The organism is Mycobacterium sp. NTMscope_Eco_3, from assembly GCF_976985685.1.
In genome coordinates this window covers 1-20660 of sequence record NZ_CDRJYZ010000001.1, presented here as the reverse complement: position 1 = coordinate 20660, position 20660 = coordinate 1, and the positions used below count along the sequence as shown (strand labels likewise).

Below are 20660 nucleotides of genomic sequence, written 5' to 3'. Positions count from 1 at the left end.
ATGTAGTGTCTAACTTCCGGTTTGGATATTCAGAAGTCGTGCTCGGGACCGGCGAGGCCTTGCTGGTGGTCGTGTTGTTCGAGGGCGAGGCGTTCTCGGGCGCGGACAATTTTGCGTAGGGCATCGGCGCTGGGGTAGCCGAGTTCTTCGACCAGGGCCGGTGTGGGGTTCAGGAGCAGGCTCCATCCGGGTTTGCGGCCGCGGGCGGCCATGCGTTGTTCGGCCGCGGCGGCTTTGGCTTTGGCTTCGGGGCTTTGGGCGGCCATGCGCAGCTCGAGGGTGAGGGCTTTAAGTTCTGCGTCTTTTGTGGCCAGTTCGTCGGCGTGTTCGAACGGTGCTGGGGGGTTGGTTACAAAGTCGTCGAGGGCGGCCTGGTCGCGGTCGCGTTCGTGCTGCAGTCGTGCGTGGTGTTCGGGTAGGCCGGTGTAGAGGTTTTCCACGCGGCGCAGCAGTCCGAGTTGTTTGGGGCCGTTGACGTCGGAGCCTGGACCTGCGCCGGTGGATAACAGTTCAAGGCCGGAGATTTCTGCGGTGCGCGACGGCACGGCTAGTCGTAGTAGCAGTTGGTCGTGGGTGAGGTCGCGGGCGGCCAGGATGTCGATGCCGTAGATGGTGGCGCCGATGGGTTCGAAGCGGCTGGCGCCGCGGTCTTTGCCGGCGGTGTAGGCGCGCCGGCAGGCCGCAGCCAGTGCGTGGGAGGCGGGGACGCGCTCGGTGTAGGTGGTGTCTGCGACGGTCAGCCGTGGTGGCCCGCCGGCGGAGGCATGCGCGGCGGCTGCCCTGGCGAATGGAGTGAGCTCGTCGATGGCGCGTTGTTTGTTGGGAATCGCGCGCTCGAGCACACTGACTTGCCAGTCGCGGTTGCGCACCGATTGACTGTGTGCGCGCTGCAGGGCGGTGAGGCGTTTGACGGTGTCGTCGAGTTCAACTTGGTGTATGTAGCGCGGGTCGCCGGTGGCGATGGCCTTGGTTTCTGCGGCGGCGGTCCCGATGTCACCGCCGGAAAGGTCGTCGATCTCGATATCGAGGACCTCGTTGCGGCGCATCTGTTCGATGAACAGCGTTTTGGCTTGGACTTTTTGCCACATGACGGTGTCGTAGGAGCCTTCGGTGACGTAGATGAAGATGTCGATGCCGTCGAGGTTTTGGTTGCCTTGGCGCTGAATGCGGCCTTCGCGTTGTTCAAGGTCGCGCGGGCGCCATGGCACGTCGACGTGATGCAGGGCGGCGGCTCGGGCTTGCACGTTGACCCCGGCGCCGATTTTCTCGGTGCTACCGATCAGCACTGAGACGTCTCCCCTAATGCACTGGGCGAACAGCGTTTTGATCTCTTGAAGATTTTTTGCCTCGTGGACGAAGCGGATCGCGGCTGCGGGCATGCCGCGCGCCACGAGTTCGTCTTTGATCGCCTGATAGATGGTGAACTGGGCGGGGTCTTTGGATGGGGTGCCGCGGTCGCAGAACATGATCTGCAGTGCCCCGGTGCCGGCCGGCGCGCCGGTGTCGGGATGGGTATAGGCGCGATGCGCGTGGCGGTAATGGACACGCATGGCTGCGTCGGCGACTGCGCAGGCGCGGCTGTGTCGGGGTTTGGGCAGGTGGGCCAACCGTGGATCCAACGACACGTTGCGCCCGTCGTTGCTGATTTTGAGTGGGTTGTCGCGTCGGGGATTGCGTGAGTCGAGATGATCGAGGCGGTAGCCCAAGTCGGTAATGAAGTCGACGACTTCGATGTCGGGGTGCAAGCTGATGATTTGGCGTTGCCCGGTGCGAAGCGGCGGCAGCTCGACGGGGACTTGGTCGCGGGTGACGACGTCGGTGTAGACCGAGGACAGCGCCAGCAGGGCGGGCAGGTTGGTGAACTTCCCTACTCGCGTGACGGGCCGCAGCTTAGTGCCCGTGGTGTTGACCTCGATGGTGGTGGTGGTCGCGGTAAACGCCGCACCCCAGTCCCCCAGGTCAGCGACCCCGGCGTGCTCTAAAAGGTCTGGCCGCAAGTAGGTTTGCATGACCCATAGCTCGCCTAATGAGTTGCTGATCGGTGTGCCGGTGGCGAAGGTCGCGACCCGTTCGACAACCCGGTGCGCGGGAATGCCTTTGGCCAGCGCCTCGTCGCGGCGCCGCTGGCGCAACACGGTGAGTTTGAGGGCGAGGTCCTCGGCACGTTGCGATGCGTTGGGGCACGATAATTCTTCAATGTTGCAGGTGCGGCCCAAGTTCTTGTACGTGTCGGCCTCGTCGATCATCAGATAGTCACAACCGGATTCCTCAAACCGCAACCCAGTGTCTTTGGTGTTGGCGGCTACAAGTTTTTCTAGCCGCGCCTTGGCGCTTTTGATGGCGAGTTCGATGCGCTTTTTGCTGCGGTCGGCTTCGGCGGATTGGAGTTGTTCGCGCAATGTATCGAGCTGGTTTTCGATGTAGTCGACGCGCATATCCGTGGAGACGTTGATCGCGGTGAACGCCGACTGCGGGATGACAACGAGATCCCAATCACTTGAGGCGGTTTGGGCGATGAAGCGGCGCCGTCCATCAGCGGTGGTGGCCGCTGAGCCGAGCAGAATCTTGGCGGCCGGATACCACTGTTGGGCTTCGCGGCCAACTTGTTCGGTGATCGCATTGGGTACCACGAGCCAGGGTTGGCGTACCAACCCCAGGCGCCGCAGTTCCAGCGCTCCAGCGACCATGCTTCCCGTCTTGCCCGCTCCGACAACATGATCCAAGAGAACGGCGGGCTCGGAGATGATGCGCGCGGCGGCGTTGCGCTGGTAGAAGTGCGGCGTGAAGTGATCCGACATGCCAGGAAAACGCATGTGTGAGCCGTCGTAGGCAGGCGCGCGCCGCGAGTTGAAGCGCCGGTTGTATTCGGCGACCAGGGTGTCGCGGCGGGTCTCGTCAGACCACAGCCAGCGGGTGAATTCCTCGCTGATTTTGGCCATTTTGGCTTGGGCGGCGAAGGTGGCCTGCAGGTCGAGGACACCGTCGTCGTTGTTGACGAGGACGGCTTTGGAGTTGCAGGCGGCCTCGAGCAGGCTGACCGCGTCGCAGCCGCGTCGGTCGGTTCCCCATTCGTCGGTCATCAGCCGGCCGTGGCGTTTGTAGGAGGCAACGTCGACGACCCAGCGCCCGCCGATGTGTTCGGCGACCACACCGGTGGCGTCGAATGTTTTCTCGGCGAAGGCGGCGACGACTTGGGCCGGGATCCACGGTGCCCCGGGGCGCATTTTGATGTCTTGGGCTTCACGCTGGGGCGGCAGCACCTGTTGCAGGGCGGCGGCGTAGTCGTTGTAGATCGGGTTGGTTTCGGCCGCATCGAGCGCGCGGGCGAGTTTGGTGCGCACGTTGCCGGACAGGGCACTCACGGCGGGGACGAGTTCGTCGGGGTCGTCGAGGCTGGGATAGACCAGTCCAGCGATCAGGTCACGGGCGTCGTCGACTTCGACTTCTAGCAGGTTGGCGATTAGGTCGACGTCGACGCGCTGGGTGCGGTCCAGGCACACCGCCAACGCTTCTTCGGGGGTGTCGGCGGTGGCGCGCTCCAGCGGCGGGGTGAGCAGGTCGGTGGAAAAGATGGGCGATTTCTGGGCGGAGCCGGTGTCTTCGTCGAAGATTTCCAATGAGGCGACCAGTGCCCATCCGGGGTCGTGGCGCATTCCGCCGTCGAGGTGACGCCGCTTCTTGTAGGGCGCGGGCGCTTCGGAGGCCTCGGTGTCCCATTGCGCGGCGACGTCGTCGGGCACGGGCCCGGTGTAGGGGCGCTCGGGGGTGCCTTCGGCGGTGCGCCAGGCGGTTTCGGCGGCGGCCAAGCGCTGATCGTGGCGTTCTTGGGTGACGGTGGGATAGACCCAGGTGAACCGGTTGAGGGGGCCATGCTGGCGCACGTAGTTGTCGTAGAGGGTGTTGAGGTGTCCGCGGAGCTGGTCGCGCTCGGCGGCGGGCTGGCCGTCGCGTTGGGAGGCGATGAGGCTGACGGCGACGTCGCGCAGGCCGATGAGTTCGCGGGTTTCTGCTAGCAGCGTTTTCGGGGTTTTGTGGGGTTCCCATTGGTGTCCGGCCCAGTATTCGATGCCGCGGTTGGCCTCGCTGTAGCGCAATGTGTAGAGCGGGGTGTCCTCACCGCGGTCGGCCGCGGTGATCAGGCCGGGGTCGAAGACGTCTGCGGAGACCTCGGTGAGTTCAGCCGGCGTGGCGGTTAATCCGAGCCCGTGCTTCATGGCCGAGTCGATGAGCAGGTGTAGCCGGTCGTGCAGCTGCTCGGCGAGCTCGGTGCCGCTGGTGCCGCTGGTGCCGCTGGTGCCGCGCACGACGAGTTGGTGGGAGCCGTTGAGTCCGCGGCCCAGGTGCATCTGGCCGAGCACGTTGTGGGGGTTGGCGACGAAATGGGAGTTGATGTGCAGGGTTTCGCCGGCGCCGGTGTCGGGGTCGGTGAGTTCGATGGCTTCGGTGTTGATCCAGGCGGGCAGTTCGTCTGGGGAGGGGGTTCGGGGATCGCGGCGGCGCAGGATGAGCAGGTCGGTGACGACCTCGGTGCCGGCCACCCGCGTAAACGCCTTCGACGGGAGCCGGATCGCGCCGATGAGGTCGGCTTTGGCCGAAATGTCACGCCGGGCGACCGATTTCGCCGCATCCAGGGTGTAGCGGCTGGTCAGCACAGCCACGTATCCACCGGGGGCAATCAGCGCGAGGGATTTGACGATGAAGTGGTTATGGATGGAGTGACGGGCGGGGTTGTGGGCGGGGTCGGTGACCGCGTAGCGGCCGAAGGGGACGTTGCCGACGGCGGCGGCGAAGCTGTTTTCGGGGACGTGAGTGGATTCGAAACCTTCGTGGCGGATCTGGGCCGATGGGTAGAGCAGGGCGGCGATGGCTGCGGTGGTGGCGTCACTTTCCACACCAACCATGACTGCCTCATCGGGGGCGTGAGCGATGAATGTTCCTGCTCCGCAACCTGGTTCGAGGACCTTGCCACCGCTAAACCCGGCCCGACCTAGTGCTTCCCACACCACGGCGGCGATGGCGGGATCGGTGTAGTGGGCGTTGAGGATGGAGGCCTCTGCCTGGCGGTATTGGTCGCGATCGAGCAACTCGGCCAGGGTGTCCCGTTCGGCGGTGAGGTCGCTGGCGCGGGGGTCGAACACCTGGGGTACCGCACCCCAGCCTGACCAGGTGGCCAGGACACGTTGTTCGGCTGGGGTGGCCGGCCGCTGCGCGTCTTGCAGGGCGCGCAGCAGCTGGACGGCGGCAATGTTGGCGCGGATGCGTGCTTTGGACCCCGATGGCACCAGGGTGTCGAGGCTTGCCGGAAAATCGGTGGGGCTGGTGAATTCTTCTATCCGCTGCTCGGCGGCCGGAGTCGGTTCGTCTGATACAGCCGGGCTTTGTACGGTGCCCGCCGGCGGGTCGATTGGCTGGTGGGCTGGTGTGCGCGGGTTCGGCCGCGGCAGCGGGGCGCCGCCGGGGTCAATCGAGCGCGGATCGGTGGGCTGATCGGCCTCATCGAACAGTGAGGGCTGGGCGTTTACCGCTCGGGTATGCCGTCGTCGCGCAGATCGGTGTAGACCATCTGAGCCAGCGTGCTCGTGAGCGGATCGTCCGGGCCGCTCGGTAGGGGCAGGCCATCCTCGGCCCGGGCGGCTAGCAGGTATCCGGCCTTGATCCGAAACACCGCCGAGTAATTCGGGTCCGGCCACAGATCCGCGATCAGCGCCTCGATGTTCTGGCTGGGGTCGCTGCGATACTGGGGCCGGGTCCAGCGTTGATCCCAGGGCACCTGACTGCGATCGGGCGCTGGGTCGTTGTGCTCCCCCCACAGGTTGCTGGGCTGGCCGTCCTCGGTCGGGATCTGCTCGTAGAGCTCGTTGTTGAGCACGATCTCCATCGCCTGGCTGCGTGCGGTGTTCAGCATCCCTGCCTTGGTCAGGTAATCCGGATGCTCGCCGCGGCTGCGGGTCCACGCCCCTACCGCCTGGGCGCCCATCTCGGCCGCCAGCTCGGCGACCTGGTAGCTGATCCTGGCCGCCTGGCTGTCCAGGAATGTCTCGCGTTGGGCTGGGCTCCACTGCGGGGGCAGCTCGAGCGGGCCCGCGTAGGCCTCCGCCACGATCTGGCGTATCTCTGGGCTCGTCACCACCACCGTCCCCGCCGAAGATGTCGAACAGACCCGGCTGGTGTGGATCTGGCCGCGTCCTCCGTGCCATATTGTGCGCTCCGATCGGCTCGAGTCGGGGTCGGGGTAACCGTGGTTAGCCATAAACTGGCGCAGCCGACGCTCAGCGACCCGTCTTCGTGCCGCAGCCGAGCGTGCATCGGGGGAGGTCATGTCGTTGTGCCGCAGTCGAATAATGTCGGGGTGAAGATCTTCCGGTTGGACCACGAGACCTCGGTACGCGCCGCGTAGGCGCCGCTTTGCGATGTGGCAGATAGGATTTCGACTCGGTCCCAGTCGCGCAGCTCGATGTCATACAGGGTGTTTGCGCTCATTGGGTTGCCTTTCGGTTACTGGGATCGGGGGCAACTGCCTGGTGGTGCAACCATGGGGGCACGATTTGCGCCAGTGGCGGTGCGGATGTGAATGCTGCAGGAGGTCAGCTGCCGGACAAGGCGCAAGTTGTGACCAACCTTGCCTAGTGCGCGCGCATAGTCATCGGGGTTGACGTAAACGCGGATGCGGCGCTGTTCAGGGTTGATGACTTCGGCGATCGCAGACTTGATTCCCAGTGCGTTGATCACGTACCTGGCAGTGTCGCTGTCGTAGGCGATGATGCTGACATGTTCGCCGCAGAGGCGCTTTTCGACGTCGGCGATACGCAGGCCGCCCCACCCGATACAGACGGCGACCGCGTTGATCCCGCGAACACGTGATCGGACCGCGACTTTAGCCAACAGTCCGGGCTCGCGTGCGACCGCAATGATTTCGACGGAGCCGTTGGCCAGTTCGGGCACCCGAGCTGTCAGCGCCGCTCGAACGGGACATGTGATCATCGGATGGCGCCCTTTCAACGTGGCGCCGGCTGGCCGTCCGAGGCGCTGAAAGCGGCTTCCAGGGCGGCGATTTCGCGGTCGGCGGGGTTGGCGGCCGCCGTCCAGGTGACCTCGCGGCCTTCACGGCCACCGCGGGTCAGCAGGCCTTGACGCTCAAGGCCGCACAGCACCCGGTAGATCTGCTCGTGGATCGGGGCGCAGGATATCGCGACCCCCGCGACCGGCACGTCAGGCGCGTGCAGGCGCAACTGTGCCGTCGTGAGGGGCCGTTGCGCGATGCGGAGTTGGGCGAGCAGGTCGTCGCGCAGGACGCGGGTGGCTGCGCTGCTGCTAGGCACTGGCCTTCTCCCTTAGCGTCGCACTTGCCCTGGACGCGGGTTTAGCCGCTTGTCGGCGGCGCAGGTCGCGCTGGGTGGCCGCGAAGTGCACGGCCTGACGGATTTGCAGGGACCGCAGCCGTAGCGCTGGGGGTTGGTTTCGGTAGCGGGCGATGACCTCGCGTAATTGCGCTCGAGCGGCCTTGAGGGCGGCGACGTCACGGGCGCCGGGCATGGCCACGCTCGCCCACACCCCATCGGTAGCGCCAAATCTGAGGGCGTTCTGGGCGCAGGCGACGATGATGGGGCAGTTGGTGCAGATCGCTGCCGACTCTCGCTCCCCGCTATATCCCCTGAACCAGGTGTCGGGGTCTTCGTACTCGCACAGGCCGGTGTCGGCTCGCAAGGGTCGGATGGTGGTCACGGCGCTCTCCATTCCTAATTATACCTGTGCATCATATTGTGTATGTTGTGTACTGACTACGTTTATAGCTGCTCATGCGCTGATAGGCAACATCAGTGCAGATGAAGGTTTCGGCAGAGTAAGTCGACACAGTTCAAGGGCGTACAGCGTATTGGCACCCCTGCGCATCTGCTGCGCGAAACCATGCTTTTCTGCCTTAAACAGGCTATTTCTGTGCATCTCTCGCGTGGCACATCTGTTGGGATCCCGTGTCCGACCGTGGCTGAACGTGGTCAACTTCTATAGTTAACTTGCAAGTATCCGAGAGGTCGTCGGTCGACGACGGCGGCGACGATGGCGAAGGACACGGTGAGCACCAAGGCGACTCCACCTGGCGAGAGCCCGCTAGAGCGGGTCGGCAAGGCCGTTGCCGACCGCCGAGTCGAAGTTGGGCTGGAAACGCAGCGAGAGCTAGCTGACGCGGCGAATGTGTCGCTGAACACGGCCGCGTTGCTTGAGCGCGGCAAGTCATTTCCTCATCGGATCAACCGCGTGAAGTTCGAAGATGCCCTGCAGTGGCCGCGCGGCACCCTCGATGCGCTACGCCGCGGTGAGCCCATCCCGCAGACCCAACCGCGCCCGGCAGCGGCGCTCACGGCGCAGCCCTCGTTCGAGTCGGTGTCGACCGATCCGCGCACCACGTTGCAGGCCTTGGGAATCGCTAAGGCGATAGCGGCGATATCTGCGATATGCGCACAGATTCTGGTGCGCCACAGCAACAGTGCACAGGCGAAGGCAACGCTGCGCGACCTCGACGATCAACTGTTGCAGTTAGAGTCGCTCATTGTCGCGAGTCTGCCGCACGTGCGCGGAAAGTCGTTTAGCGAGACCATGTCGGCGCTGACCGAGCTGCACGAGTATCGCGACGTCATCCGCGACGCCGCCGGGGACGCGCAGGCCTCGACCGAAACTGCTACGCCATCGGCCGGCGCGCCACGTACGAGGCTGGCATCGGCGAAATCCTGACCGGCACACCGGATTGCTGGGCTTCTACGCACTGCGTTGGGCTGATGGCGAGCATGACGTGCCCTGCTTCGGGAAAGATCAGGTCTCCGGCTTCGACGTTTCCATGAGCTACCTTGGCGCCCTGGTGAATCTGGGTGTATGTGTCGGGACCCAAGGTGATGCCGGCCTGAGCGTAGGACCAGTGAACCAGGCCGGAGCAGTCAAATTGGTTGGGCCCCTTGGCCCCCCAGACATAGGGGCACCCCAAGCGGGTTAGTGCGGCTTTGACCGCGATGCGCGCTAATGGCCCTCCCCCAGCGATCGCGGCGTCGTGGTCACCGGCGAGTTCGGGGTTGGTGTGGTGGTGGTTTCGGGTAAGCCCGGACAGGGCGGTGTCGAGGCCGGGGATAGAAAGTGGGCTGCCCACTCCCCCGCCGGCGGCGCCCAGGCCGCCCATCGGCATGCCACCGGTCATGGCGCCGGCGCCCATCGGCATCGCGCCCATCCCTGCGCCGTAGCCGCCGGCACCTCGCCCGATCAACGCCGCCAGCTCCATATTGCGCCGCTCACAGATGCGCAACAGGGCCTTGGCCCGATCCAGCTGGCTTTGCAAATGCGTCACCAATTCCCGCTTGCCTGCCGGGGTTCCGGTGGCAGGAGCGATCGCGGCCACCCCCGAACGGGTATCGGTGATCACCCCATCCATGCCCCCGCCACCCGCGGCAGCAGCCTCTCCCACGCCGGTCAGCGGCGGGCCGGTCCCCGCGTCGGCGGCGATGGTGTGATCCAGGGAAAATAGCTGCCCAGTGTTGGCAACGCCGTACCCGGTGGCCGCCGCACCACCCCAGCCTGCGGCGGCGGCCTGTCCCGCGCCTGCCACAACCTGGCGACCCGTCACCAGTCCCGACGTTGATGACCAACCCCCGTTAATCATCGGCGCCGCCCCGAAAAGCCTGCGCGCATCGCCCAATACACGGCCAGCCTCAGCCACCACCTCATCGAGCGACATACCCGGCAGTATCACCTAAACCGCGCCCACGCGGCTATCACCAGCACCAACTTCGCCGCTCAGTAACCCTTCGGCGGTCGTGTGGGATCGGCCTGCTGGATGTTGGCTGCCAGATTCGACGCGTCAGCTGCGACGCAATAGCGGCCGCGGGCGTAGTTGATGAACGCGCACGCTTCGGATACGTCGTCGAATCGGCTACTTGCTGTGCCCGGCTGGTGATACTGCCGGAACGTTGCACCGGTGAATTGGAACGACCCTCCGCTGGGATCTCCCCTCTGCGCGTTGGCATCGGTGTGGTTTATGGCGTCGTTGCGGTATCCGGATTCACGTTTAGCCACCAGCATCATCCCGGCTTCCCACCGGGCACGTGCTACGGGATCATGAACGCCTTCGATGTCGAGGGCTTTGCGGATCGCCGCGCGGACGCGGTCGGCCCCTGGACCTGCGGGCTCGGCGGCCAGGTTCAATCCCTGATCCGGCTCGGGGTTGGTGTGGTGGTGGTTTCGGGTAAGCCCGGACAGGGCGGTGTCGAGGCCGGGGATAGAAAGTGGGCTGCCCACTCCCCCGCCGGCGGCGCCCAGGCCGCCCATCGGCATGCCACCGGTCATGGCGCCGGCGCCCATCGGCATCGCGCCCATCCCTGCGCCGTAGCCGCCGGCACCTCGCCCGATCAACGCCGCCAGCTCCATATTGCGCCGCTCACAGATGCGCAACAGGGCCTTGGCCCGATCCAGCTGGCTTTGCAAATGCGTCACCAATTCCCGCTTGCCTGCCGGGGTTCCGGTGGCAGGAGCGATCGCGGCCACCCCCGAACGGGTATCGGTGATCACCCCATCCATGCCCCCGCCACCCGCGGCAGCAGCCTCTCCCACGCCGGTCAGCGGCGGGCCGGTCCCCGCGTCGGCGGCGATGGTGTGATCCAGGGAAAATAGCTGCCCAGTGTTGGCAACGCCGTACCCGGTGGCCGCCGCACCACCCCAGCCTGCGGCGGCGGCCTGTCCCGCGCCTGCCACAACCTGGCGACCCGTCACCAGTCCCGACGTTGATGACCAACCCCCGTTAATCATCGGCGCCGCCCCGAAAAGCCTGCGCGCATCGCCCAATACACGGCCAGCCTCAGCCACCACCTCATCGAGCGACATACCCGGCAGTATCACCTAAACCGCGCCCACGCGGCTATCACCAGCACCAACTTCGCCGCTCACGCCTCCCAGCGCTCCCAGCTGTGAGCGTTGCCGTGGGGTGCGTTTGGCTTTCGGCTCGCCGGTGTTGACGCCGACAACCACCACCTGCGATATCGAACGGTGCCACCGAAACCGCTTGACGCCCAACATAATTGAGTGTGGCTGAGCGTGCAGTATGCCACGCCACCTCGATGGATGGGTCAGCTTTCCACGGAAAACTGACCCTCGCGATGCTATGTGAGCAACTTCCTGAGCTGGCCGACCAGTGTCCTGGCTCCTTTATCGCCAAGTTGATCGCGCAACGCTATCGCCAGGGCGCGTGGATCCGCGTCGAACTTTCGAAGCGCCCGCGTCACCGAGCGCAGCGGCGGCGCCGTTGGTTCGTCTCGTGCCGCCGAATCCGAATTGCCGTCTTCGGTTTCATTGGCGGTGTTGGCCCCTTCACTGCGCCGGCCGCGAGCGGCCTTCCACCGGGCCACCTGCTGTGCGAGCGGAACCTGGGCAAGTGAACGCGCTTCGCGAATCGCCAGATCGCCCCTGCGGGTGGCTTCCTGAAGATCGGGTGCCAGTTTGAGTAGCGCGCGCCGATGTGACACCCACGTCTTGCTCTTACGAAGATGTTCGGCCGCGGCGTCAGCGCTGCCGTACTCCCCCACTAGCCTCTCGACAGCTTTGGCTTCCTCGATCACGTCGAATCCCGAGCGGTCGACGTTCTCGGAGATTACAGCCGTGAGCAGCGTTGCGCGATCATTGGCGAGTTCGTCTTTGATCACGATGTCGAGCTCGGGTCGGCCGAACTTGTGCGCGGCGGCCAACCGCCGGTTGCCGATGATTACTACCCACCGCGCCGAAATCGTGGTCTCGGGGTAGATGTTTTGAAATGCTCCTCGGGTGACAACAACTACGGGCTGTAGTTGGAAGTCAACGATGGAGGCCAACTCGTCGAGGTCACCGACCGAATCGCGCGGGTTGTGTGGGTTGCCGACCAGGTCTCGTAGAGCCACCGACCGCGACAGGCCCGACCGTGGGGCGACGACGGGAATCTTCGCGTTTCCGTCAACAGATGAGTTGTCGCCAACAGCATCGACGAGATCATCGAATGTCTTGACACCACCGCGCCCCATTACCGGACTCCTACCATGTTCAGTTCGTCGGCGAGCTTGTAGAAGTCAGCCGCCGCGTTGGCCGCCGAGCCACTCTTCTTGTACTGGGTGACCACGACGCCCTCGCTGCAGGCATTCGTGTGAATCTTGTAGTGCCGCACTACCGTCTCGGCTAAGGGCCATCCCTGTCCGCGAATGAACTTCTGCGTTTGCTTTAACCAGTGTTCGCCATCGCGCGGGTCCCAATCATTGATGAAGACCCGGTAGGGGATGTTGCGCGGTTCGAGAAGCTTACGGATCGTGCGCGCGGTTGGGTCGAAGCACATCGGCGCCGGCAGCACCGGGACGATCGCTTCGGCGGTGACGTCGAGGACGGTCCGCAGTGCATCGGCGGAGTATCCGTCACCTAGACCATCTCGAGAGGAGTCCGCGTCGAGGTCGAACCAGCCGGCGGTATCGACGTAGACCTCGACAATACCGGGCAGGTTGTTGAGCTGCTGCAGCCATTCGAGGGGATCGTCGTGCGCTTGGACAAGATGGAAGGGGAGTGCGTCGACCCGGTTGGCCCACCATTTTGCCGACCCCTGCGGGTCTATCGAGACCGCAGCCACCGGCGAGAACGCGTCGGGCTCGAGATATGCGGTCAGTTTTTGGGCTCGTACGGCGGCCAGATTGACGGTCGCGGTGCTCTTGCCGACACCGCCTTTTTGGTTCAAAACAGTGACAACTTTAGTCATGGGGAGAAGACCTTGGTGCGCTTGGGCCGCGGCTGCGGCCCACTCCGGGAACCGGCCGCCAGGAAATACGTCGCTGACCGAACGACCGCCCCTCAGACACGCTGAATTGTGCATTACATCTCGCCAGTTTTCCGCGGAAAACTGCCCAGATCCAACCGGAGATCGCATGCCGTCTTTCGCGCCTTCCCGGTCCGTCAATCACATCAGCGAGTCCATGACTTGCGTCGATTGACGAGCGACAGGCCAGTTTTCCGCGGAAAACTGGACATGCCGGGCTCAGATCATCACCCCAAAAGTCACGCGATTCCGCCGCGGCAGTGAGTTGTGCGCGCGCCTCATCGACTCGCCGCTCCCGATGGCATCCGGCCACATCATGACGTTGGCCGGCAGCCGCCGCCGAGAGGGTGACCACTTCCTCGGGCACTCGTGGATCGGGGCGTTGATTGCGCCGGGGCCCCGCACGACGTAGGAGTCGAACCGGCGGCATCCGCTGGCATGCACAACCGGGTCCACCCACAAAGCGCCCCCATAGTCGTTCGCACGTGCACCGACGCTTGACGACCTCACCGACACCGTCGGTCGACGGTTCACGGCGCACCAGCACCTAGTGCTTGTGCCGCCACGTTGTTGGGCACGCCACCGCCGACCTCTCGCGCGGCGGCGTCTACCGAACCTAGTGCTTGCGCCGCGGCGTCGGTGGCTGCGCCACCGCCGGCTTCCGGCACCGCGCCCTCTCCTGCGCCCCGCGCCGCGCTGCCTTCCGCGCCTAGTGCATCCGCGCGTGGCGCTGCCTGCGCGTCGGCAGACTTCAACACCGCGCGCACCTCACCGACTTTGACTCCCGCCAGTTCAGCGATCGCAGTGAGGCTTTCACCACGGCCTTGCATCCGGGCCACCGCTGTCGCGCCAGCCTGGCGGTGTTCGTGACGGCGCCGCTCCCCCTCTGCGCGTATCTCGAGGATACGGTTGCGCTCCCACTCGTCGACGGCGACCAGCCGCCCAATCTCGACGAGAAACGACGCAGCGTCATCGACATTTTGACGCTCACGCTCCAGACGTGCCTCGTTGGCCTTATGCTGCGCCTCCCGGACACGCTTGCGCGCCGCCGATTTCGAATTGATGTTCACCACGTGGGAACCATAGGACACACCCATCGTCGCGCTCTACCAACCTGACCAACATCATCTGTGTCCCCATTTGTCCGCACCCACTGTCGCCAAATCAACTGCCCACCAATGCAACACATCCGCACCGATCCGCACCACTCACCACAACCACCTGTCCGATCCGGGAAACGGTCGGGTGCGCTCGTTCACGCGCTACGACACACTTATGCCAACGAGACCCGTACCACAGCAGCCTGAAACCCGCTATCTGCACTGGTCGGCACGCGGTGGTTTCGCTTGGTGTGCGATGGCGCTATATGACCAGCTCAGACACCCCTTCTGGACCTCAACCAGAAGGGCTTGACCGCTCTCCTAAAGCCGGTCTCGCAGATTCGACCCCCTGACCGCACTCGACGGTGCATTTCCGATCGAATGTCGCACTGCTGGTAGCGGGAATCGAGAACTATGCCTCATGATCTCGGTATGACCTGCCGGCCAGTACCAACGGCGGGAGACGGGGTTGGAGACGATGACTATAGAAAATGCGTCGGTCATGCTCACCGCTCATGAAGTTCGAGCAATGACCGGAGTTCCGGTCTCAACGCTGCATGATTGGGCGGCCAGGCGGGAACGTGGGATTGATGCGCCTGGTCCACATCACCTCAGGCTTAGCGATCGGCACCGTCGATGGTTACTGGATGACGTCAAAGATTGGCTGGAATCGACTCGGGTGTAGAGCGATTCGCCCTCACCCACGACTTAGCACAACCGCAAATTTTGAGCTAACGATCAAGCTTGCACACGCTCACTGCTGGCTGCAGGCACTGATCCTCAATTCCCCCAACGTCATTCCGGAGGAATCTTGGCCATAAAGCGCCGCGAGACGAAGGACGGCGTGCGTTATGACGTCCAATGGCGCCTACCGGATCGTTCGAAGCGCAAGAAGAGCTTCCGAACAGAGCGGGAGGCGCGCCAGTTCGAAGCAAGGCTCGTCACCGACAGCGCCGCGGGCGTCAGGGTGGACCCACGCGGCGGCAAAATCCTGCTCCGCAACGTCTATCGATCGTGGCTAGCCTCCCGACCCGACCTGAGCGCGAAAGTCCGCCGCGGATACGAAGACAACTGGAGGCTGCGTATCGAGCCACAGTTTGGTTCGTGGCCGATCGCAAGAATCGACCACGAGTCGATCCAACGATGGGTGAATGCCATGTCAGCGTCGGGTCTCGGACCGCGGACCGTGAGGTGGACGCACTCGGTCCTCAAGATGACCCTTGACCGCGCCGTCGAGGAAGACCAGCTCCTCGGCAAGAACCCCGCATCACGCACCAAATTCCCACCGATGCGGCAAGCCACACACGTCTATCTAACCGTCGGCGAAGTCGCAACACTTGCCCAAACATGCGGCGCTCAAGGTGACGTCGTCTTGCTCCTGGCTTACACAGGCCTACGATTCGGTGAACTCACCGGCCTCAATGTCGAGGATGTCGACCTGGGCGCTCGTCGAATCCGTGTTCGCCGGTCGATGACCCAAGTCGGCGGCAAACTCGTTGAAGGGAACCCGAAATCGCAAGCCGGCCGACGTTCTGTCCCAATCCCCGAGCGCTTGATGCCGGCACTTAAGGCGCGGCTCGACGCACGACCCTGTGGCGCGCCGGCGATCGCGTCGCCGAAGGGTTCCCGGCTGAGCCTGGAGAACTGGAAGCGTGCGGTCAACTGGCGGAAGTCTGTGACTGAGATCGGCCGGGACAACTTGCGTGTGCATGACCTACGGCATACCTACGCATCGCTGTCACGACGGGCCGGCGCCGACTTGCGACTCCTGCAAAAGGCAATGGGCCACGCATCAATCACCGTGACCGCACACACCTACGCGGATCTCTTCGACGACGAGCTTGACGACATCGCAACCGCGCTTGACTCGCTCGACGATACTTTTCGTGCGGGCCGCAGCTGATCCGGTTTGGCCCTGTTTCGTCCCATTTCTCAGGGATCGAGGTGGCGGCAAGGCTGTCTGGCAATCGCACGGGAAGGGAGACCCAATCGTTAGACCCCGGCCTCAAGCCAGGTTGGCGAGGCCGGGGCCATTCGACTAGAGCGCAGACCCGGAGGTCATCCCCAACGCTGGTCCCGAAGCCGTTTGTTTAACCGGCCGCATCGGAGCGCACTTCATCAAGTGTAAAGGACTCAAACCCAATTGAGCGGAGGCCACACGCCCCCGCTGAACACAGCCGACCCCGGGGTTATGCGACGGTCAAGTCCAGGGACGTGGTGTACGACGTCGTCGTGTGATTCTTCGACTTGGTGGTTTAGGCGGTCAGTGCCGCCGGGGTGTCCTCCTGTTCTGTTGATGGCGTGTGGTCGGCGCGGGATTTGCTGAGGACGTCGAGGCCGAGGTAGCGGCGGGATTCGGCCCATTCGTCGTGTTGTTCGGCCAGCACCGCGCCGACGAGGCGGATTAGGGCGTTGCGGTCGGGGAAGATTCCGACGACGTCGGTGCGCCGGCGGATTTCCTTGTTGAGTCGTTCTTTTATCCGGCCCTCGGGGGCGGGTCAACCCGTCGGGGTGGGATGTTCATCGATCGAGGCGCTGGAGGTGGTCGGTAAGGGCGTGGGCGACGCGGTCGTGGCGGGCGGCTTCGTCGGTCCAGCCGCGGCACTCGGCGTCGGTTCTGAGGGCCTGGACGTCGGCGAGTTGGTCGGTGAGCGTGTCGCGGAATTCGGGGGCGGTGACGTAGTTGTCGCAGGTTTCGCAGATGTTGGCATAAGGGCACGCGCCCGCGGATTCGTGGCGAGCGCAGTATCCGTGTGCAACGCGGGTTTTCAGCATTTCACTGTGCAGCCAGCCGACCTTGTCGGGCAGGATCGGTTTGCCGACCGGGGTGAGGGTGAACTGGCGGCGCATCTTGCCCATCGCTTCGTCGTAGGCCGCGCGCAGGGTGGGCGAGGCCAGGGTGGCGTAGCGGATCGTCATTTGTGGAGTGACGTGCCCGAGTAAGGACATCAAGGCCTGCAGACTCATCCCGGCGTTGGCGAGTTCGGTGGCCCAGGTGTGGCGCAACTGATGTGGAGTGACCATCAGGACGCCGCCGTCGGGACGGTGCAACCCGGCGGATTCAGCGGCGGTGAGCAGCCCGTTGCGCAGCCGGGTGTAGCCCAGGCGGCGTCCGTGCCGGGTGAACAGAAAGTCGGTGAGCACGCCGGTGCGTGGGTGCGGCAGCGGCCGGTGCGTGCCGCGGAGGGCGACCCACTCGTCGAGCGCGGCGAGGGTCGCGGCGGAGAGCGGGACCATGCGTTCGGTGGCGAGCTTGCCCAGTGGCACCTTCAGCCAGGTTCCGGCCGGTCCGTAGTCGATGATGCTGCCCAGTTCGAGGTCGAGCAGTTCCCCCGCCCGCAGGCCGGCACCACGCAGCACGGTCAGGCCGATGCGGGCGAACGGATCCTGCAGGTGGGCAACGGCGTTCATCACTGCCGCGTCCACATCGGGTGCTAGCGCGCGTGGCAACGGCTGGTCGAGTTTGGGGACGTCGGCGGCGAATACCAACCGCCGTGGTGGGGCCTGCGCCCAGCCCCAGGCGGTGATGTCGTCGAGCAGGTTGCGCAGACTGAGCACTGCCGACTGGGCCACCGCGGCCGAGACGGTGCGCCCGGCGCCCGCGGCGGCGCGCTGACCACGCCAGCCCCGGGTGCGATTCCATTTCAGGTAGCCCTCGATGCAGCTCCGGTCGAGTTCACGCAGGCTGATGACGTCGGGATGGTGAGCGGTGAGGTATTCGGCGAAGGGCAGCAGGTCGTTGATCAGCGACTCGACCGATTTGGGCCGCAGCACCGCCGCGCGCACGCCGATGTAGCGCAGCAACGTCTGACGGATCGGGTCGGGCATCTCCACCTCGGTGAAGCGCTGCTCGAGGCTACGGGCCCACCGCCGGCGTTTCGGCGCGGTGTCGATGACCGCGGTCTCGAACAACAGCTGCCGCAGGCTGGCCAGCCGCCCCCTGTATGCCCGCCGCGACGATGGCGGCACCACGGTACGTGACAGCGCGGCGTCGAAGTCGTCGAGCGCGTCGCCGGTCAGGTCGGCGACCATTCCGCCGTGGTGTGCCAGCACTACCGCCAGACATTCGCCGAGGACCGTCTCGACCCAGGAACTCCTCCAGCCCAACCGAATTCCCGCATTCCGCAACGCGGCGAATCCGCTCGGATCCCGGTCCTCCACTGCGCGGCCCAGCCCGGTCAACTGTTTGACCGCGGCCAGCTCGACGTCCAGCCGTAACCGGCCGGTGCCGATCGTGTGACAGATCAGCGGCCACGCCCCGGTGTCCCGTATCTCGGCGATCCGCTCGGCTGCCGGCAGCGTCATCCAGGCGTGCAGGTCGCGGTGGCGTGCGGTGAAGTCGCGAGCGATCCGAATCCGGTCGCGTACCGCCCGCCCGCTCAAACCCAGGGTGGCGACGTGGTCGAGATAATCCGCCACCACCTCGTCGGCGCCTACGGGTTGGCCGACCAACACCGTGGTCACTGCCGGGCTCCGGCCAACGTCGCACGAGCAGCACCGTATTCGGCGGCGAGCTGCTCGATCGACAAATGCACGTAGCGGGCCGTGGTCTCCGGCGAGACATGCCCCATCAACGCCCGCAACGCCAGCAGATCGATTCCGGCCGCCGACAATTCGGTGCCGTAGGTATGCCGTAAACGGTGCGGGCGGACTCTTGTGGCGCCAGAGGTCTCCCGGTGCCGACGGAACAGGCTGCGCAGCCCGGCCTCGCTGACCGGTGCACCGGTCGTCGGGCCGCGCAGCACTACGAAGCACTGCGGCGTCGCCAACCCCGGCGGCCGCTCCCATCGCAGGTAGGCGGCGAGCTCGGTGAAGAACGCCGCATCGACCGGGACATGACGTTCCTTGCCGCCCTTGCCGATCACCCGAAGCCGGCGCCGGCCCATATCGACGTCGGCGAGCAGCAGGCCACGCGCCTCGGCCGAACGCAGCCCTCCGAGTAGCATCACCAGCACCATCGCCCGGTCCCGGTGCGTTGCCAGTGTCGCCAGGAACGCGTCGACATCGTTGGTGGACAACGATTCCGGAAGACGCTGCGGCTGACGCACCAACCTACCGCCACTGCGTGCACGCCCGGGACCCAGATGACCGAGCAACCCCCGCTGCGACTGGCGCAGCCCCTGTCCCCGCCGCGGCGACGGCACCGGATTGTCGGTGCAGACACCGGTCATCACCAGATACTCGAATAACGCGCGCACTGCCGCGACCCGGCGGTTCACCGTCGAAGCTGCCGGCGGGGTCGACGAGCGGTGACCGCCGGTGGGCTGGTCCGTTCGGCGGACGCCTTGCCAGTCGATCCAGTCGAACACCAACGGCGCATCGACCGCGGCGAGCCCGACCGCTTGCTGGACGAGGAACCGGCTCAAATTGGCGACGTCGAATGCGTAGGCCCGCACCGTGGCCGCGCTGAACCCCCGTCCCGCCAAATGGTTGAGAAACGCGTTCACCGCGTCCTGCCCGTCCCAGTCGCCCTCCAGGACATATCCGCTGTCGCTCTTGAGTACCCGCATCGCCGCTCCGCCTTCCCCCACCGAGATGCAGACAGCATCCATCCGTGCTCAGCGCTTGTGCGTGAACCTCACGCTGCAGCCCGAACCGTGTCCCCGGAGAGCCGGTTAACGGATAGTGGGTTGTTGGACCAGATCTGCCGCCAAATTTGTTTGGGGAAGGCGGTGAAGGCGAGCAGGTCGGCGCGGGCGTCTTCGAGGTGGTCGGCGACCTTGGGGAGCTTGTCGGCCAGTGCGTCGATGATGCGGTCATATTGGGCTGCAACGGAACCGGCGTCAGGTTGATCGAAGACCGAATGCAGTAGTGTGCGTACCCACGGCCACGATGATTTCGGAGTGATGGCCATCAGGTTGGTGGCGTAGTGGGTGCGACACCGTTGCCACGATGCCCCAGGCAGGGTGGCGCCGATCGCGGCCACCAGACCGGCGTGGGCGTCGGAAGTGACCAGACGGACCCCTGATAGGCCGCGGGCGGTCAGCGACCGCAGGAAGGTCAGCCAGCCGGCCCCGTCCTCGGCGGTGGTGACGTCGATGCCCAGGATTTCGCGGTAGCCCTCGGCGTTGACCCCGGTGGCGATCAGCGCGTGCACGTTGACCACCCGGCCTGCTTCGCGAACCTTGAGCACCAGGGCGTCAGCAGCCATGAACGTGTACGGGCCTGCATCCAGTGGCCGGGTCCGGAACGCCTCGACCGCGGCGTCGAGCTCTTTGGCCATCACGCTGACCTGGGACTTCGACAAGCTGGTGATGCCCAGAGTCTCGACGAGTTTGTCCATCCGCCGCGTCGAAACGCCCAGCAGGTAGCAGGTAGCCACCACCGTGGTCAGGGCCCGCTCGGCGCGTTTGCGCCGTTCCAGCAGCCAGTCCGGGAAGTACGAACCTTGCCTTAGCTTGGGAATCGCCAGATCCAATGTGCCTGCGCGGGTGTCAAACTCGCGGTGCCGATACCCGTTGCGGGAATTGGTGCGCTCGCTGCTGCGCTGGCCGTAGCCGGCACCGCACACCGCGTCGGCTTCGGCGCCCATCAGGGCGTGAATGAAGGCGGCCAACAACTCGCGCAGCACATCAGGGTGCGTGGTGGTGAGTCGTTCGGCCAGCACGGCAGACAGGTCGATATCGTGGGCAATGGTCATCGCGTTGATTCCTTTGCTCGAGTGACTTTGGTCGGTCCCTCGAAGAATCACGCGATGACCTTCATTCATCCGGCTACGACACGCCGGTCATCACCGGCTCGTACACCACTCTGCTGGACGCAAC

Annotated in this window: 15 protein-coding genes and 2 pseudogenes; 2 read left to right on the top strand and 15 right to left on the bottom strand. The window is 65.0% G+C overall.

Features of this window, described 5'->3' with window-relative positions:
- Nucleotides 1–29: 29 nt before the first annotated feature.
- The 6 genes from AC0KTM_RS00085 to AC0KTM_RS00060 all read right to left on the bottom strand — a co-directional run bounded on the left by AC0KTM_RS00085 (nucleotide 30) and on the right by AC0KTM_RS00060 (nucleotide 7722).
- Entirely contained in the window at nucleotides 30–5282 is a 5253-nt protein-coding gene (locus tag AC0KTM_RS00085) for a hypothetical protein (protein WP_007172128.1), read from the bottom strand.
- A gap of 236 nt (nucleotides 5283–5518) precedes the next feature.
- A complete protein-coding gene (locus AC0KTM_RS00080) occupies nucleotides 5519–6127 on the bottom strand; it encodes a hypothetical protein (protein WP_033717261.1) in 609 nt (202 codons plus the stop codon).
- Between the two features lie 188 nt (nucleotides 6128–6315).
- Nucleotides 6316–6480: a hypothetical protein gene (locus AC0KTM_RS00075; RefSeq protein ID WP_007172126.1), complete on the bottom strand. Its 165-nt coding sequence runs from the start codon at nucleotides 6478–6480 to the stop codon at nucleotides 6316–6318.
- A 15-nt stretch (nucleotides 6481–6495) separates the two neighbouring features.
- On the bottom strand, nucleotides 6496–6981 hold the full coding sequence (locus AC0KTM_RS00070) for a hypothetical protein (protein WP_046184891.1): 486 nt from the start codon (nucleotides 6979–6981) through the stop codon (nucleotides 6496–6498).
- Between the two features lie 14 nt (nucleotides 6982–6995).
- Nucleotides 6996–7319: a hypothetical protein gene (locus AC0KTM_RS00065; RefSeq protein ID WP_007172124.1), complete on the bottom strand. Its 324-nt coding sequence runs from the start codon at nucleotides 7317–7319 to the stop codon at nucleotides 6996–6998.
- Entirely contained in the window at nucleotides 7312–7722 is a 411-nt protein-coding gene (locus tag AC0KTM_RS00060) for a WhiB family transcriptional regulator (protein WP_072501167.1), read from the bottom strand. The genes AC0KTM_RS00065 and AC0KTM_RS00060 overlap by 8 nt, the downstream gene beginning before the upstream one ends.
- A 333-nt stretch (nucleotides 7723–8055) precedes the next feature.
- On the opposite strand from AC0KTM_RS00060, the gene AC0KTM_RS00055 reads away from it, so the two are divergent.
- Nucleotides 8056–8727, top strand: coding sequence for a helix-turn-helix transcriptional regulator (locus tag AC0KTM_RS00055; RefSeq protein ID WP_007172122.1), 672 nt, complete (start codon nucleotides 8056–8058; stop codon nucleotides 8725–8727).
- Here the strand turns inward: AC0KTM_RS00055 and AC0KTM_RS00050 are convergent.
- The 5 genes from AC0KTM_RS00050 to AC0KTM_RS00030 form a co-directional block, all read right to left on the bottom strand.
- Entirely contained in the window at nucleotides 8675–9715 is a 1041-nt protein-coding gene (locus AC0KTM_RS00050) for a C40 family peptidase (protein ID WP_051445829.1), read from the bottom strand. The genes AC0KTM_RS00055 and AC0KTM_RS00050 overlap by 53 nt on opposite strands.
- Nucleotides 9716–9774: 59 nt before the next feature.
- A complete protein-coding gene (locus AC0KTM_RS00045; protein WP_075630248.1) occupies nucleotides 9775–10857 on the bottom strand; it encodes a hypothetical protein in 1083 nt (360 codons plus the stop codon).
- 275 nt (nucleotides 10858–11132) lie between these two features.
- Nucleotides 11133–12023 carry a ParB/RepB/Spo0J family partition protein gene (locus AC0KTM_RS00040; RefSeq protein ID WP_007172119.1) on the bottom strand — a complete coding sequence of 297 codons (891 nt, stop codon included), beginning with the start codon at nucleotides 12021–12023 and terminating at the stop codon, nucleotides 11133–11135.
- A complete protein-coding gene (locus AC0KTM_RS00035) occupies nucleotides 12023–12739 on the bottom strand; it encodes a ParA family protein (protein WP_007172118.1) in 717 nt (238 codons plus the stop codon). The genes AC0KTM_RS00040 and AC0KTM_RS00035 overlap by 1 nt, the downstream gene beginning before the upstream one ends.
- Before the next feature lie 587 nt (nucleotides 12740–13326).
- Nucleotides 13327–13869 (bottom strand): hypothetical protein, encoded by a 543-nt coding sequence (locus AC0KTM_RS00030; RefSeq protein ID WP_174814220.1) that lies wholly within the window; start codon nucleotides 13867–13869, stop codon nucleotides 13327–13329.
- An 838-nt stretch (nucleotides 13870–14707) separates the two neighbouring features.
- On the opposite strand from AC0KTM_RS00030, the gene AC0KTM_RS00025 reads away from it, so the two are divergent.
- Nucleotides 14708–15799: a tyrosine-type recombinase/integrase gene (locus tag AC0KTM_RS00025; protein ID WP_007172599.1), complete on the top strand. Its 1092-nt coding sequence runs from the start codon at nucleotides 14708–14710 to the stop codon at nucleotides 15797–15799.
- A gap of 352 nt (nucleotides 15800–16151) precedes the next feature.
- On the opposite strand, the pseudogene AC0KTM_RS00020 reads toward AC0KTM_RS00025, so the two are convergent.
- The 4 genes and pseudogenes from AC0KTM_RS00020 to AC0KTM_RS00005 all read right to left on the bottom strand — a co-directional run.
- Nucleotides 16152–16370: pseudogene (locus tag AC0KTM_RS00020) on the bottom strand (transposase); the annotation flags it as partial.
- Nucleotides 16371–16416: 46 nt separating this feature from the next.
- The gene (locus tag AC0KTM_RS00015; protein WP_007172497.1) at nucleotides 16417–18360 is read right to left on the bottom strand and encodes a tyrosine-type recombinase/integrase; all 1944 of its coding nucleotides are present in this window, start codon (nucleotides 18358–18360) and stop codon (nucleotides 16417–16419) included.
- Nucleotides 18357–19406 (bottom strand): tyrosine-type recombinase/integrase, encoded by a 1050-nt coding sequence (locus AC0KTM_RS00010; protein WP_007172498.1) that lies wholly within the window; start codon nucleotides 19404–19406, stop codon nucleotides 18357–18359. Before AC0KTM_RS00010 ends, AC0KTM_RS00015 begins: the two co-directional genes overlap by 4 nt.
- Nucleotides 19407–19522: 116 nt before the next feature.
- A pseudogene (locus AC0KTM_RS00005) lies at nucleotides 19523–20536 on the bottom strand (IS256 family transposase); the annotation flags it as partial.
- Nucleotides 20537–20660: the final 124 nt, after the last annotated feature.

Bases quoted from the DNA above. Each gene is read 5' to 3' on its own strand.
- AC0KTM_RS00040 (WP_007172119.1), bottom strand. From the start codon at position 12,023: ATGGGGCGCGGTGGTGTCAAGACATTCGATGATCTCGTCGATGCTGTT.
- AC0KTM_RS00075 (WP_007172126.1), bottom strand. From the start codon at position 6,480: ATGAGCGCAAACACCCTGTATGACATCGAGCTGCGCGACTGGGACCGA.
- AC0KTM_RS00050 (WP_051445829.1), bottom strand. From the start codon at position 9,715: ATGTCGCTCGATGAGGTGGTGGCTGAGGCTGGCCGTGTATTGGGCGAT.
- AC0KTM_RS00010 (WP_007172498.1), bottom strand. From the start codon at position 19,406: ATGCGGGTACTCAAGAGCGACAGCGGATATGTCCTGGAGGGCGACTGG.
- AC0KTM_RS00055 (WP_007172122.1), top strand. From the start codon at position 8,056: ATGGCGAAGGACACGGTGAGCACCAAGGCGACTCCACCTGGCGAGAGC.
- AC0KTM_RS00045 (WP_075630248.1), bottom strand. From the start codon at position 10,857: ATGTCGCTCGATGAGGTGGTGGCTGAGGCTGGCCGTGTATTGGGCGAT.
- AC0KTM_RS00035 (WP_007172118.1), bottom strand. From the start codon at position 12,739: ATGACTAAAGTTGTCACTGTTTTGAACCAAAAAGGCGGTGTCGGCAAG.
- AC0KTM_RS00070 (WP_046184891.1), bottom strand. From the start codon at position 6,981: ATGATCACATGTCCCGTTCGAGCGGCGCTGACAGCTCGGGTGCCCGAA.